This window comes from Sphingomonas canaveralia (assembly GCF_047238125.1).
Taxonomy (GTDB): domain Bacteria; phylum Pseudomonadota; class Alphaproteobacteria; order Sphingomonadales; family Sphingomonadaceae; genus JBDFMH01.
On sequence record NZ_JBDFMH010000001.1, the window covers coordinates 2331464 to 2345383 of the forward strand.

Here is a 13920-nt window from a genome sequence, read left to right on the forward strand (position 1 = left end):
CTTGAACCAAGCGCTCGCCCGGTCATTCTATGATCATGGGCGGACGCATGGGGACGGACAGGCTGGCAAACGGGCAGAATGGCGCCGCGGCGATGCGCCGTGCGGCCACGGGCTTGCTCGTCCTGATGGCCGCGATCTACGGGGTCGCGCGCTATTTCGAAGGCGCGCACCCGGCGGTCGGCTTCGTCCGCGCCTTTGCCGAAGCCGGCATGGTCGGCGGCATGGCGGACTGGTTCGCAGTGACCGCGCTGTTCCGCCATCCGCTGGGCCTGCCGATTCCGCACACCGCGATCATTCCGCGCAACAAGGATCGGATCGGCGATACGCTGGCGGTATTCCTGCGTGACAATTTCCTGACCGCGTCCGTCGTCGCGCGGCGGATGCGGCGGATCGACGTGGCGGGCGCGCTCGGCCGCTTCCTGGCTGCCCCGCCGCGCACGGGGCGGATGCGCGAGGGCGCTTCGCGGCTGGCCGCCACGATCCTGGAGTCGCTTGACGATCAGCGGCTGGGCGGCATGGCCAAGGCGATGATCGCCAGCCGGCTGCGCGGGCTGGATCTCTCACCGATGCTCGGCCAGTCGCTCGATGCCGCGATCGCGCGGGATCGCCATTTGCCGATCATCGACGGGATCATCGGTTGGGCGGGCCGCACGCTGGCCGCCAACGAGGCGCTGATCCGCGCGATGGTCAATGACAAGGCGGGATCGATCCTGCGCTGGACCGGGCTGGACGAGAAGCTGGCCAACGCGATCCTGGATGGGTTGCACAAGCTGATCGCAGACATGGCCAGCGACCGCGCACACCCGCTACGCGCCAAGGCGGAGGAAGGGCTGGTGAACCTGGCCTGGGATCTGCAACGCGACCCCGCGATGCGCGCCCGGGTCGAAGGCTTCAAGGAGGAGATGATCGACAATCCCGCCGTCACCCGCTGGATCGACGGCATCTGGGAACAGGCTCGTGCGGCGTTGCTGCAGGCGGTGCGCGATCCGCAGGCGGCGCTGGCCGGGCGGCTGGGCGATGCGCTGCGCCAGTTCGGCGAGACGCTGCAGAATGATCCGAAACTGGCGCGATCGATCAACCAGTTCACCCGCCGTGCCACCGTCGGCGCGGTCGCACGCTATGGCGACGGTATCGTCAAGCTGGTGTCGGAGACGATCCGTGGCTGGGATGCGCGCACCATCACCGGCCGGTTGGAACAGGCGGTCGGCCGCGACCTGCAATATATCCGCATCAACGGCACACTGGTCGGCGGTCTGGTCGGCACGCTGATCCATTTGGTCGACACGATCGGCTGAAGCAGGCCGCGAACAAGATTGCCGACTGTGCCTAACGGCATAGCAAGTCCATGCCGAATCGAAATATTAGGCTCCGGCATGGAACGGACGATGTCCGACCGCACAGGATCAGGGGCCGATCATGAAGACGTTCATCGTTGCCGCCGCCGCCGGGTTCGCGCTGACCGCAGGCGTGGCCGCCGCCCAGCAGCCCAGCCGCTCGGCCGACCAGATCGTCTGCGAACTGACCGGCGACTGCGCGCCCCCGCCGGGAAGCCGCTCCGATCAGTTGAAGGTGCCCGCGGAGGCCGCGTTTAGCTTCGCCAAGTCTAGGACGGCACCCGCCGCGGCGCCGGCTCGCGCCCGCCCCGCCCAGACCGCCGCTGCACAGCGCGCACCGCGCCGCGTCGTCGCGCCGGCGTCGGGCGGGATCGACATGCGGATAACCTTCAATACCGGTTCCGCCAGCATGACGCCGCAGGGCCGCGTTGAAGCGCAGCAGTTCGCCCGCGCACTGGCGATGCCGCAGCTGGCCGGCCGCCGCTTCGTGGTGGAGGGGCATACCGATGCGGTCGGCAGCCGCGACTATAATCTCGACCTGTCGAAGCGCCGTGCCGAAGCGGTTGCAAGCTATCTCGCCTCGCTCGGCGTCGCGAGCGACCGTCTCGATGCCCGCGGCTACGGCTTCGACAAGCCGCTACCGGGCGCTGGCGGCTATGCCGCGGGCAACCGGCGGGTGCAGTTCGTTCCCGCCAGCTGATCGGTCAGCCGCCGGCGCGCTCGATATCCGCGCCGACTGCGGACAGTTTCTCTTCCAGCCGTTCATAGCCGCGATCGAGATGATAGACGCGGTGGACCTGCGTCTCGCCTTCCGCCGCCAGCCCTGCGATGATCAGGCTCATCGATGCGCGCAGGTCGGTGGCCATCACCTCGGCACCGGCCAGCCGGTCGACCCCGCGCACCACCGCAGATCGTCCGCGCACCTGGATGTCCGCCCCCATCCGCGCCAGTTCGGGCACATGCATGTAGCGGTTCTCGAAGATGGACTCGGTGAATACGCTCGCCCCGTCCGCTAGCGCCAGCATCGCCATGAACTGGGCCTGCATGTCGGTGGGGAAGGCAGGGAACGGCGCGGTCGACAGCGTCAGCGGCTTCAGCCGCCCATCGGCTGCGATCCGGATCCCGCTCGCGCCGGGCTCCACCGTCACGCCCGCATCGCGCAGCCCCTCCAGGATCGCTGCCATATCGTCGACGCGCGCGCCGGCCAGTTCGATATCGCCCCCGGTGATCGCCGCCGCGCAGGCATAGCTGCCCGCCTCGATCCGGTCCGGCATCACCTGATAGGTGGCGCCGTGCAGCCGCTCCCTGCCCTGGATCACCAGCCGCTCGGTGCCGATGCCCGCGATCTCCGCCCCCATCGCCACCAGGCAGCGCGCCAGATCGGTGATCTCGGGCTCGCGCGCGGCGTTGTCGATGATCGTCTCGCCGCGTGCCAGCACCGCGGCCATCAGCGCATTCTCGGTCGCGCCCACCGAAACCAGCGGGAACACGATCCGTCCGCCCTTCAGCCCGCCCTCGGGCGCGGTGGCCTTCACATAGCCGGCCGTGATCTCGATCTCGGCGCCCAGCGCCTCCAGCGCCTTCAGGTGCAGGTCGATCGGGCGGTTGCCGATCGCGCAGCCGCCGGGCAGCGATACCGTCGCCTCCCCGGCGCGCGCCAGCAGCGGCCCCAGCACCAGGATCGAGGCGCGCATCTTGCGCACGATATCGTAGGGGGCGACCGTCGATCCGATCTTCAGCGCCCGCATCGTCATCACGCGGCCGACTTCGCCGCGCGTGCCTTCCACCATCGTCGAGACGCCGAGCTCGTTCAGCAGGTGGCCGAAACTGTCGACATCGGCCAGCCGCGGCAGGTTGCGCAGCGTCAACGGCTCATCGGTCAGCAGCGCGCAGGGCAGCAGCGTGAGCGCGGCGTTCTTCGCGCCCGATATGGCGATGCGGCCCGATAGGCGCCGGCCGCCGCGGATGATGATCCTGTCCATGCCGGATCGTCTATCGCTTTCACCCGTGCGATCAACCCGGGCCGGCCCTGCGGCTTTCTGTCGGCACCTTGATCATTGTTAGCGCGCAGTGTCCCGCTTTGTTCTAACTGGCGATGGGGATTGGGAAAATCGCGACGGAAAATTGGTGACGGGAAGTTTTCTCGCCGAGCGGCTCAGCCACTATGTGGCTCTGACAGCCGCGGAAAATGCCGCGCTCGGCCGGCTGGAAGGGCAACCGCGTGCCTTGAAGCGGGGCACGATCCTGCAGCAGGAACATGACCGCGCGACCGATGCCTACATCGTCCGACAGGGCTGGCTGCACAGCTATGTGCTGCTGGACGACGGCAGCCGCCAGATCCTGCGCCTCCATCTGCCGGGCGAACTGGCCGGCGCATCGGGCGTTGCGTTCGTCAAGGCGACGGAATCGATCGCCGCGTTGACCGATGTCGTGATCTGCCCGTTCGACAAGGCGGCGCTGAGCCGCACGTTCGTCGATCATCCGCGGCTGGCGGCGCTGATCTATCTGATCTCCCAGGCCGAGCGTGTGGCGCTGACCGACCGTCTGGCCTCGCTCGGCCGTACATCGGCCAAGGCGCGCGTCGCAGCGCTGCTGCTCGACACGCTCGATCGGCTGCGCGCGATGAATCCAGATCTCGGGCCCACGATCGTCTTCCCGCTGACCCAGGAAGAAATCGGCGACGCCACCGGGCTGACCGCGGTCCATGTCAACCGGATGATGCGCGTGCTGGTCGAGGAGGGGCTGATCGCCCGGTCCGGCACCTCGCTCTGCCTGCTCGACGAACAGCGGCTCCGGCGCATCTCCAACCATGTCAACCGCCACGCGGATTTCGACACGAGCTGGCTGCCGCCGGCAAGCTAGCGCCTGGTAGCCGAGGCGCGCGAGTCCGGCGCCGATCCATCGGGCCGATCCGGCCATGTGCTCGCACAATGCCGCCGAGCGGTGGCGATCCCCGGACCATTGCCCGTGCCAGACCGCGCCCGGGCCGCTAGACAGGGCCATGCCCGATATGCCTAGCACTTCCGCCGCGTCCGTGCCGCTGCCCCGTCCACCCGGCCTGCTCTCCGCCGGCGCGAGCCTGCTGCTCGATTTCGACGGGACGCTTGTCGACCTGGCCGATCGGCCGGACGCAGTGGCCTTCGATCCTCCGCTGATTGCCCTGCTCGGCCGGCTGACGGGAACTTTCGGCGGCCGCATCGCCTTGGTCAGTGGACGGTCGGTCGCGCAGCTCGAACATTTCCTGGGCGGCGCGCTCGGCGGGATCGCGCTGGTCGGCAGCCACGGCGCTGAGATGCGCATCGGCGATCGCCACCTGTCGCCCGATCGGCCGGCCTCGCTGGCGCAGGCCGAACGCATCGTTCGCGCGCAGATCGGCGATCGGGCCGGCGTCGTGATCGAGGCGAAATCGCTGGGGATCGCGATCCATTACCGGATGGCACCGGCGTTAGAAGGGGAGGCCCGTGCGCTTGCAGAGCGGATCGCGACGGATACGGGGTTGGTCGTTCAGGATGGGAAGATGATGATCGAGCTTCATGCCGCCGGGCACGACAAGGGCGCGGGTATCGCCGGGTTGATGCGACAGCCGGGTTTCGCCGGTACGAAGCCGATTTTCCTGGGTGACGACCTGACCGATGAGGCGGGCTTTGCGGTCGTGGCGACACTCGGCGGCATGCCCGTCCTGGTCGGGCCGCCCCGCCCCACCGCAGCGCGCTACCGCCTTGCCGATGTCGCCGCCGTCCGCGCGTGGCTGGGATACGCAGCATGACTGCGACGCTCGAACTCTGGCCGATCGGCAATTGCCAGGTCTCGGCGCTGGTCGATCGCGCCGGCCGCTTCGTGTGGGGCTGCACGCCCCGGGTGGACGGGGATCCGGCCTTCTGCTCGCTCCTCGACGACAAGCCCCCTGCCGGCGAGACCGCTTATGGTTTCTGGGAGATCGATCTCGACGGCGCGGTCGAGACGACCCAATCCTATCTGCGCAACACACCGGTGCTGGTGACGCGGCATGTCGATGGCCAGGGCAATGCGATCGAGGTGATCGATTTCTGCCCGCGCTACAGGCATAATGGGCGGATCTACCGCCCGGTGGCGTTCGCGCGCATCGTGCGGCCCGTCGCCGGCAGCCCGCGGATTCGCATGCGGCTGCGCCCGGCGCGTGACTGGGGGGCAACCCGCGCGACCACCACGCGCGGTTCGAACCACATCCGTTATCTGGTCGCCGATCGCGTGCTGCGGCTTTCGACGACTGCCGCGATCGGCTGGATCGAGGATGAGCGGCTGTTCCGGGTCGAGCGCCCACTGCACTTCTTCCTCGGGCCCGATGAGAGCTTTGCGCAGGAGATCGGCCCGGCGCTCGATTCGATGCTGGATCACACCATCAACGAATGGCGGCTCTGGGTGCGCGGCCTGGCCACCCCCTATGAATGGCAGGAGGCCGTGATCCGCGCGGCGATCACGCTGAAGCTGTGTCAGCATGAGGAAACCGGCGCGATCGTCGCCGCGCTCACCACGTCGATCCCCGAACATGCCGATTCCGGCCGGAACTGGGACTATCGCTACTGCTGGATCCGCGACGCCTATTACACCGTGCAGGCGCTGAACCGGCTCGGCGCACTCGACGTACTGGAATCCTATCTCGAATATCTGCGCAACATCGTCGACAATGCCCGCGATGGTCATATCCAGCCGCTCTACGGCGTCGGCGGCGAAGCGACGCTGGTTGAACGCGAGGCCGAGGCGCTGTCCGGCTATCGCGGCATGGGCCCGGTCCGCGTTGGCAACCAGGCCTATGAACAGATCCAGCACGATGCCTATGGCCAGATCATCCTGTCGAACGCCCAGGCCTTTTTCGATCACCGACTGCTGCGGATCGGCGGCATCGAGGATTTCGTGGCGCTCGAACCTGTCGGCGAACGCGCCTGGCAGAGCTTCGACAAGCCGGATGCCGGGCTGTGGGAACTGCGCACCAAGAGCCATGTCCACACCTATTCCGCCGCTATGTGCTGGGCCGCGTGCGACCGGCTCGCCAACGCCGCGGAGGTGCTGGGCCTGCCCGAGAAGCATGGCTTCTGGCGCGACCGGGCCAACCGGATGCGCTCGCGGATCGAATCCGCTGCCTGGCGCCCCGACACCGAGCGGATCTCCGCCACCTTCGCCGGCGACGATCTCGACGCCAGCCTGCTACAGCTTCTCGACCTGCGTTTCCTCGCCCCGAGTGACCCGCGCTTCCTTGGTACGCTGGCGGCCGTAGAGGCCGGTTTGCGCCGCGGATCGCACATGCTGCGCTATGCGATCGAGGATGATTTCGGCCTGCCGCACACCGCGTTTAACGTCTGCACCTTCTGGCTGATCGAGGCGCTGCATTTCACCGGCCGCGATGCGGATGCCCGCCTGCTGTTCGAAGAAATGCTGTCGCGCTGCACGCCGGCCGGCCTGCTGTCGGAGGACATCGATCCGGTGACCGGTGAGCTTTGGGGCAATTATCCGCAGACCTATTCGCTAGTCGGCATGATCAACTGCGCGGTGCTGCTCAGCAAGCCATGGAGCGCGATCCGTTGAGCCGCCTCATCGTCATCTCAAACCGCGTCTCGGCGCCGACTGCCGACCAGCCCGGCGCGCAGGGCGGGCTCGCAGTGGCGCTCACCGCCGCACTGCGCGAGGCCGAAGGCATCTGGTTCGGCTGGTCGGGCGAGACCGGCGAGACCACAGAGGCCCGGTTCGAGACTTATGACGGCGTGACCTCCGCCACCATCGATCTGCCCGAACAGGACGTGGAGGAATATTATGACGGCTATGCCAACCGCACGCTCTGGCCCCTCTTCCATTACCGGCTGGGGCTGACCGAGTTCGAGCGCGACTTCCAGGGCGGGTATGAACGCGTCAACCGGCTGTTCGGCACGGTCATCGGCCCGCACATCCTGCCCGACGACCTGATCTGGGTGCATGACTATCACATGATCCCGCTCGGCTGGGTGCTGCGGCAGCAGGGGCTGACCAACCGGCTGGGCTTCTTCCTGCACATTCCCTGGCCGCCGACCCGGCTGCTGACCGCGCTGCCCGAACATCGCCGGTTGGTGGAGGCGCTGTTCGCCTATGACGTGGTCGGCTTCCAGACCCGCGAATGGCTTGAGACCTTCCACGATTATGTGGTCCGCGAGATGGGCGGCACGATCGGCGCCGACGACCAGGTGACCGTGGGCGGTCGCACGATCCGCGTCATCGCCTGCCCGATCGGGATCGACGCGCGCGAATTCATCGCCAGCGCGGGCAGCGCGCAGGCGCTGGATACGCATGCCCGCATGGTCGACAGCGCAATCGGCCGCAAGCTGATCGTAGGCGTCGACCGGCTCGATTACTCCAAAGGGCTCGAGGAGCGGTTCAACGGCTATCAGCGCTATCTCGAAACGCGGCCGGATGCGCACGCCAATGTCTTCATGCTGCAGATCGCGCCGCCCTCACGCGCGACCGTCCAGAGCTACCGCGATATCCGCGCCGCGCTGGATGCTCAGTCCGGCCGGATCAACGGTGCGTTCGCCGATATCGACTGGGTGCCGTTGCGCTATGTGAACCAGGGTTTCCCGCGCAACGTGCTGGCCGGCGTCTATCGCGCCGCGCGGATCGGCCTCGTCACGCCGCTGCGCGACGGGATGAACCTCGTCGCCAAGGAATATGTCGCGGCTCAGGATCCGGAGGATCCCGGCGTGCTGGTGCTGTCGCGCTTCGCCGGGGCCGCGGCGCAATTGGAAGATGCGCTACTCGTCAATCCCTACAGCCCCGACGACATCGCCGACGCGATCGATCGCGCATTGGCCATGCCGCGCGAGGAGCGAATCGCCCGCTGGACCAAGCTGTTCCGCAACATCTGCGACGAGGATGTGATCTGGTGGCGCAAGCGCTTCACCGATCGCCTCGCCGCCGACTGAGCCTGTGGATCAGACCGGCGGTGCGATCACCCCGTTGACAACGTGAATCACGCCGTTCGACTGTGCGACATCGCTCTGGATCACATAGCTGATATTGCCCTGGCCGCCGGTCAGCACGATGTTCGCGCCCTCGATCCGCGCGATGATCGGTGCGCCCTGCAGCGTGGGGAAGGATGCGCTGCCGCCGCCCGCGGCGATCGCCGCCTTGATCTGCTCCGCAGTCAACGCCTGCGGCAGGACGTGGAACTTGAGGAGCGTTTCGAGCTGGGGCTTGTTCTCAGGCTTCAGCAGCGTGTCAAGCGTACCCGGCTGGAGCCGTCCGAACGCCGCATTGTTGGGCGCGAATACCGTGAATGGGCCGGGCCCCGATAACGCATCCACTAGCCCGGCGGCCTTGATCGCCTGCACGAGCGTGGTGTGCTCGGCGGATTTCGATGCGTTTTCGATGATGGTGAGCGTGGGCAGCATCTGCGCTCCGCCCACGACTGGATAGGCTTCGGCCGGCGCGGTGGCGATGGGCGCAGGGCTACCGGCTGGCGCCGCGGATGCTGGTGCCGAAGCGCTCTGCATAGGTTCTGATGTCGCCGCACAACCGGCGATGGCGAGGCTCGTGCCGAGCAGCGCGGCAATGGCAGCTTTCGATTGTCTCATGCTTAATCCATTCATTGATCTTGCCGGATCATTGGCACGCCTGCGCACATCGGCGGCAACGTTATCGGCCGCGTGATCCATGGCTGTGGCGATTTGTCCAAAAGGACAGTCTGTAAAAGCATACGCATCGACCTGTGCGCAGTTCCCTCACGCCTCGAAAGATGCCCAACGGTCCATCATCATCTTGTCGTGATTTGCTACGCACACCGATGCGCTTGCCATCGACCTGACATTTGATGCGATCGATCCTGGTTCCGGCTCCGGCCGTCGCTGGCGTTTGGACGGATCACGCCCGGCTCGATTAGGAAGCCGCCCATCCTGCCCCATTCGAAGGACGAGACTGCTGGATCTGCTCGCGCTGCTCCCCGCCTGGCTGAGGCCCTGGCTCTCGGCACTCATCGCTATCCTGGCCGCGCTGCTGATCCATGCCGTAATCGCGGCGATCGCGCGCCGCGCGATGGATCGCGCCGGATCGTCGACCGGCCTGACGCTGGTCCGCGCGCTCGATCACCCGGCCCGTTGGCTGCTGGTGGCCCTCGCGCTGTCGGCGATCCAGCCCGCGCTCGCTCTCGATGCGGATGGCCGTCAGGTCTGGCGGCAGGTGTCGGGGCTGCTGATGCCCGCGCTGCTCGGCTGGCTGGCGATCGGCGGGCTCGGCGCGATCAACCAGATCGTCCAGGCCCGCGCCGACATCAGCGTGGCGGACAATCTGCGCGCGCGTCGACGCCGCACCCGCGCCAGCATCCTGCACCGGATCGCGCTGATCGCGGTCGGGCTGATCAGCTTCTGCCTGATGCTGATGAGCATCCCCAGCATCCGCAGCATCGGCGTCACGCTGATCGCATCGGCGGGGCTGGCGGCGCTGGCGGTCGGCGCCGCCGCGCAGCCCGCGCTCAAGAACCTGATCGCCGGGCTGCAGATGGCGTTTACCGAGCCGATCCGGCTGGACGACGTCGTGGTGATCGAGGGTGAATGGGGCCGGATCGAGGATATCCGCCTGACCTATGTCGTCGTCAAACTATGGGACGAGCGGCGATTGGTTGTTCCGGTGTCGCGGTTTCTAGACAGTAGTTTCCAGAATTGGACGCGCCAGACCAGTGAATTGATTGGAAGCGTGCATTGGCAACTGAACCCGAGCACAGATATTGGGCGCCTGCGTGAATGGCTTGGTGGCTATGTGAGGACCTGTGCGCTTTGGGATGGGCGCTTCTACAATCTGCAGGTGACGGACATGAAATCCAACCTGATCGAGGTGCGCGCCTTGGTGACGGCCAAGGACGCATCGGCTGCGTTTGATTTGCGCTGCGAGGTCCGCGAAGCCATGCTTGAATTCATCGCGCGCGATATGCCGCTGGCGCTGCCGCGCTCTCGTGCGGAAATCGAATTGGCGAGCAGCTGATAGGCCGATCACAGAAGTCTGTTGAACGGCGCTTAGGTTGCTGCGTTCAAGACCGGTGCAGCTGCCTGAAATCTCCCCCGACCCCTATATTCTGATCCTGACGGCAGCAGGGTTTCTCATTGCCCTCGTCGCCTGGCTCCCGCTGGCTTTGAAGCGACTGCCTCTGTCTCTGCCGATCGTCTGTATCGCGATCGGCGCGATCATCTTCTCGCTTCCGGCAGTCAGCCTCAGGCCGCTCCCTCTCGATTATCCTGAAATCACCGAGCGCTTCACCGAATTTGTCGTCATTATCGCGCTGATGGGGGCCGGGCTGAAGCTCGATCGCCCGTTCAGCTGGCAGCGATGGAATGTAACCTGGCGGCTGCTCGCGATCACGATGCCGCTTTGCATCATGGTGATAACGGGCATCGGAGGCTTGATGCTGGGCCTGCCTTGGGTGGCAGCTTTACTCCTTGCCGCGAGCCTCGCGCCGACCGATCCGGTGCTGGCGTCGGACGTACAGGTCGGCCCACCCAAATCCGGTGACGAAGACGAGGTGCGCTTCGGCCTGACATCCGAAGCCGGGCTGAACGATGGCCTCGCATTCCCGTTCGTTCACCTCGCCATTGCGATCGGGCTCGCGGCCACAACCGGCGAGCCATGGGCGAAGCAGTGGGTGCTTCACAATGTGATCTGGGAAATCGCGGTCGGCGTGATCGGAGGGTGGCTGATCGGGCGACTGTTCGGTTGGCTCACCTTTCACGTTCCTGCCGATACCAGGCTTTCGAAAACTGGAGATGGCCTGATCGCGATTTCAGCGACGTTCATTTCCTATGGCCTGACCGAAGTGATCCACGCTTATGGCTTCCTGAGCGTCTTCGTCACTGCACTCACACTGCGCCGGTCCCACCGGGATCACGAATTCAACCGGCAGATGCATGATCTGACCGAGCAGATCGAACGTTTGGCGATGATGGTCCTGCTACTGCTCTTTGGCGGTGCCATCGTCAGCGGCTTGCTGGGTTCGCTTGAGGCAATCGATGTCGTAGCGGCCGTGGTGATTTTGCTAGTCGTGCGGCCGCTCGGCGGGCTCGTCGCGCTGCTCGGCTTCAAGGCAAGCATTGCCGAGAAGTCGACGATCGCCTTTTTCGGAATACGCGGCGTCGGCTCGTTCTATTATCTGGCCTATGGGCTCAACCATTTGGATCTGGCAACCGGCGAACGATTGTGGGCAATCGTCGGCCTCGTTGCGCTTCTCTCGATCCTGCTGCACGGTCTGACGGTGACGCCGGTGATGAGGTTGCTCGACGAGGGGCAGGGACGCGACCCGGATATCTGACATATGTTGCGTCGTTTAGAGGCGTACCGCATGTCTCCCGATTTCACGGTGACAGGCTTTCGGGGGAGCACAATGTTCGATGGACGGTAGCCAGGTCGCAGTTGGTCGGGATCCTATCCGCGAGCGTTTGATCCGTCTCGCAGTCTATCGCTGGTGGCGCCGTCGCATCGTCGGGCGGATCGATCACGAGGCGGTCGTCGCGCGGATCGTTGAGGATAGCGGCTGGTCGCCGCGATACGCCTTCATGACCATGATGTCGGCCGGGATCGCCGTGTTGGGCCTGTTGCTGTCGTCCCCGGCAGTCGTCATCGGCGCGATGCTCATCTCACCGCTGATGAATCCGATCCTAGGCTTCGGCTTCAGCCTGGCCTTGTTCGACTTCGCCGAAATGCGCCGATCGGTTTTGGCGTTGGCCATCGGGGCCGTGGCAGCCATCATCTTCACGGCGCTCATCGTCAGCCTGTCGCCCTTGCAGGCGCCGACGGCAGAAATCGTCGCGCGGACACGCCCCAATCTGTTCGATCTCGGCGTGGCGCTGTTCGCAGCGCTCGCCGGCAGTTTCGCGATCATTCGCGGCCGGGGGGAGACGATCGTCGGCGTGGCGATCGCGACAGCCTTGATGCCGCCGCTCGCGGTCGTCGGCTATGGCATCGCGACGTGGAATTTGCCTGTGGCCGGCGGAGCCTTCGCCCTGTTTGCCACCAACTTCATCACCATCGCGCTCGCTGCCACGGCGATGGCGCGATACTATGGTTTCGGCCATCATCTCTCCAGCCGGCAGAGCTGGACGCAGACGATCGTGCTGATCCTGGTCTTCGCGCTGATGGCCGTGCCACTCGCCCTTTCGCTGAACCGCATCGCGCGCGAAGCGCTTACTGTGTCTCAGGTGCGCTCGCTTCTTACGGAGCGGTTCGGCGGGGATGCCCGTATCACGCAGCTTGAGGTCGAGTTTGATCGCGAGCCAAACGTCGTTCGCGCGGTGGTCATCACCCCGCGAGGGCAGATGCAGAAAACCGGCGATCTGCAAAGGTCTATAAGAACCGCGCTCGGCCGACCGGTTCGGATCGACATCGATCAGATCCTGCTCGATCCGGGTGCCGGTGCGTTGGACGCACAGCGCGAGGAATTGCGGCAGGCGTCAGATCAGACCAATGCCGAAGCACAGCGCATGACTGCGTTGGCGCGCATGGTCGCGTTGATCACGGGCGTCGCGGCCGACGATGTCACGATCGATCGCGATCACCGGCGGGCAACGGCAGCAGCAGTCGCGCTGCCGGGTGCCTCCCTGGCGAGTTATCGCGCCTTGGAAGCGCGAGCCGCCGCGGAAACGGACGGCTGGAGCATCGCGATCGTTCCCCCCGTCGGGCCGCTGCCCGAGATCGCGTTCGCGGATAACGTCGATACGCTCGATGCCTCCGCCCGGGCTGCGGTTCTGACATCCGCTTGGGCTGCGCGCCGTTGGAACGTGCCAGCCCTGACCGTACCCGGCTTGCCGGCAGGTGATCCACCGGCCCAGCCTAATCTGGCGCAACGACGGGCACGGGCGGTAGCGGCGTTACTCGCCACGCAAGGGGTCGCGGCCGAGGCGGCACCTGCGGCAGGCCAGACTTTCGCCTTGTCCATCGGCAATGCCAGATGATCGGAGGAGCAATTCGCCAAGCGGTCTTCTTCACCGGATCGGCCGCATGAAATCGAGGCTCATCCGCCTCTCGAACGAACTGCGCGAGAGCTACTGGTTCATCCCCACGCTCATGGCGATCGGTGCTCTGCTGCTGGCGCTAGGCATGGTCTGTATCGACAGCCATTCTGGTTCGACCTGGGTGGATAGCCTCCCATGGCTCTATGGGGCGCGGCCTGATGGCGCGCGCAGCCTGTTGTCGGCGATCGGCGGCTCGATGATCGGCGTTGCCGGCACGACCTTCTCCGTCATAATCGCGGCGGTTGTTGTTTACGCTTCTGGCCAATATGGCCCACGCCTACTCAGCAACTTCATGCCTACTGGCAAGACCATCGCCTCGCACCATTCCGTGAAAAAGAGCAGCGGTTGGCGCGATGTCGAGTCCGTACACCCCCTCTTCCCGCAAACGCTGATGGCGAAATCACCAACTCCGAACTGCAGCGCCACGGGCCGGATGCGAACGCCCTGCTGGCCAACTCCAAAGGCCACAAGTTGCACGTGGGTGGTGCAGAGAATCCCGGCTCCGCGTGGTATTATTCCGACTCTAAAAGCAGCGGCTGAGGAGATCCGTAGTCGTATAGCGTTTTGGAAGGTCGTAACAGTAGGCTAGCTGCATC

General features: G+C 65.8%; 12 protein-coding genes. 10 read left to right on the plus strand and 2 right to left on the minus strand.

Going from position 1 to position 13920, the window contains the following annotated elements; translation table 11 throughout:
• Nucleotides 1-47 precede the first annotated feature (47 nt).
• Together ABC347_RS11670 and ABC347_RS11675 are read left to right on the plus strand one after the other, a co-directional pair.
• Nucleotides 48-1295, plus strand: coding sequence for a DUF445 domain-containing protein (locus ABC347_RS11670; protein ID WP_413245898.1), 1248 nt, complete (start codon nucleotides 48-50; stop codon nucleotides 1293-1295).
• A gap of 121 nt (nucleotides 1296-1416) precedes the next feature.
• Nucleotides 1417-2034: an OmpA family protein gene (locus tag ABC347_RS11675; protein WP_413245899.1), complete on the plus strand. Its 618-nt coding sequence runs from the start codon at nucleotides 1417-1419 to the stop codon at nucleotides 2032-2034.
• Nucleotides 2035-2038: 4 nt separating this feature from the next.
• Here ABC347_RS11675 and murA read toward each other — a convergent pair whose 3' ends face one another.
• Nucleotides 2039-3316, minus strand: coding sequence for a UDP-N-acetylglucosamine 1-carboxyvinyltransferase (gene murA, locus ABC347_RS11680; RefSeq protein WP_413245900.1), 1278 nt, complete (start codon nucleotides 3314-3316; stop codon nucleotides 2039-2041).
• A gap of 145 nt (nucleotides 3317-3461) precedes the next feature.
• Here murA and ABC347_RS11685 point away from each other — a divergent pair, with 145 nt between their 5' ends.
• The 4 genes from ABC347_RS11685 to ABC347_RS11700 all read left to right on the plus strand — a co-directional run bounded on the left by ABC347_RS11685 (nucleotide 3462) and on the right by ABC347_RS11700 (nucleotide 8257).
• Complete coding sequence (locus ABC347_RS11685; protein ID WP_413245901.1) at nucleotides 3462-4196, plus strand: Crp/Fnr family transcriptional regulator; 735 nt, start codon at nucleotides 3462-3464, stop codon at nucleotides 4194-4196.
• Between the two features lie 148 nt (nucleotides 4197-4344).
• Nucleotides 4345-5100, plus strand: a complete 756-nt coding sequence (otsB, locus tag ABC347_RS11690; protein WP_413245902.1) for a trehalose-phosphatase — start codon at nucleotides 4345-4347, stop codon at nucleotides 5098-5100.
• Nucleotides 5097-6893 (plus strand): glycoside hydrolase family 15 protein, encoded by a 1797-nt coding sequence (locus ABC347_RS11695; RefSeq protein WP_413245903.1) that lies wholly within the window; start codon nucleotides 5097-5099, stop codon nucleotides 6891-6893. Before otsB ends, ABC347_RS11695 begins: the two co-directional genes overlap by 4 nt.
• The gene (locus tag ABC347_RS11700; RefSeq protein WP_413245904.1) at nucleotides 6890-8257 is read left to right on the plus strand and encodes an alpha,alpha-trehalose-phosphate synthase (UDP-forming); all 1368 of its coding nucleotides are present in this window, start codon (nucleotides 6890-6892) and stop codon (nucleotides 8255-8257) included. The genes ABC347_RS11695 and ABC347_RS11700 overlap by 4 nt, the downstream gene beginning before the upstream one ends.
• Before the next feature lie 9 nt (nucleotides 8258-8266).
• Here ABC347_RS11700 and ABC347_RS11705 read toward each other — a convergent pair whose 3' ends face one another.
• Entirely contained in the window at nucleotides 8267-8725 is a 459-nt protein-coding gene (locus tag ABC347_RS11705) for a fasciclin domain-containing protein (protein ID WP_413245905.1), read from the minus strand.
• Nucleotides 8726-9365: 640 nt separating this feature from the next.
• Here ABC347_RS11705 and ABC347_RS11710 point away from each other — a divergent pair.
• The 4 genes from ABC347_RS11710 to ABC347_RS11725 all read left to right on the plus strand — a co-directional run bounded on the left by ABC347_RS11710 (nucleotide 9366) and on the right by ABC347_RS11725 (nucleotide 13913).
• Nucleotides 9366-10307 (plus strand): mechanosensitive ion channel family protein, encoded by a 942-nt coding sequence (locus ABC347_RS11710; RefSeq protein ID WP_413245906.1) that lies wholly within the window; start codon nucleotides 9366-9368, stop codon nucleotides 10305-10307.
• 61 nt (nucleotides 10308-10368) lie between these two features.
• A complete protein-coding gene (locus ABC347_RS11715) occupies nucleotides 10369-11625 on the plus strand; it encodes a cation:proton antiporter (protein ID WP_413247045.1) in 1257 nt (418 codons plus the stop codon).
• A gap of 79 nt (nucleotides 11626-11704) precedes the next feature.
• Nucleotides 11705-13264 carry a DUF389 domain-containing protein gene (locus tag ABC347_RS11720; RefSeq protein WP_413245907.1) on the plus strand — a complete coding sequence of 520 codons (1560 nt, stop codon included), beginning with the start codon at nucleotides 11705-11707 and terminating at the stop codon, nucleotides 13262-13264.
• 46 nt (nucleotides 13265-13310) lie between these two features.
• On the plus strand, nucleotides 13311-13913 hold the full coding sequence (locus tag ABC347_RS11725) for a DUF2254 family protein (protein WP_413245908.1): 603 nt from the start codon (nucleotides 13311-13313) through the stop codon (nucleotides 13911-13913).
• The last annotated feature ends 7 nt before the right edge of the window (nucleotides 13914-13920 follow it).

Bases quoted from the DNA above. Each gene is read 5' to 3' on its own strand.
- ABC347_RS11670 (WP_413245898.1), top strand. From the start codon at position 48: ATGGGGACGGACAGGCTGGCAAACGGGCAGAATGGCGCCGCGGCGATG.
- ABC347_RS11675 (WP_413245899.1), top strand. From the start codon at position 1,417: ATGAAGACGTTCATCGTTGCCGCCGCCGCCGGGTTCGCGCTGACCGCA.
- murA (WP_413245900.1), bottom strand. From the start codon at position 3,316: ATGGACAGGATCATCATCCGCGGCGGCCGGCGCCTATCGGGCCGCATC.
- otsB (WP_413245902.1), top strand. From the start codon at position 4,345: ATGCCTAGCACTTCCGCCGCGTCCGTGCCGCTGCCCCGTCCACCCGGC.
- ABC347_RS11695 (WP_413245903.1), top strand. From the start codon at position 5,097: ATGACTGCGACGCTCGAACTCTGGCCGATCGGCAATTGCCAGGTCTCG.
- ABC347_RS11705 (WP_413245905.1), bottom strand. From the start codon at position 8,725: ATGCTGCCCACGCTCACCATCATCGAAAACGCATCGAAATCCGCCGAG.
- ABC347_RS11710 (WP_413245906.1), top strand. From the start codon at position 9,366: ATGGATCGCGCCGGATCGTCGACCGGCCTGACGCTGGTCCGCGCGCTC.
- ABC347_RS11720 (WP_413245907.1), top strand. From the start codon at position 11,705: ATGGACGGTAGCCAGGTCGCAGTTGGTCGGGATCCTATCCGCGAGCGT.
- ABC347_RS11725 (WP_413245908.1), top strand. From the start codon at position 13,311: ATGAAATCGAGGCTCATCCGCCTCTCGAACGAACTGCGCGAGAGCTAC.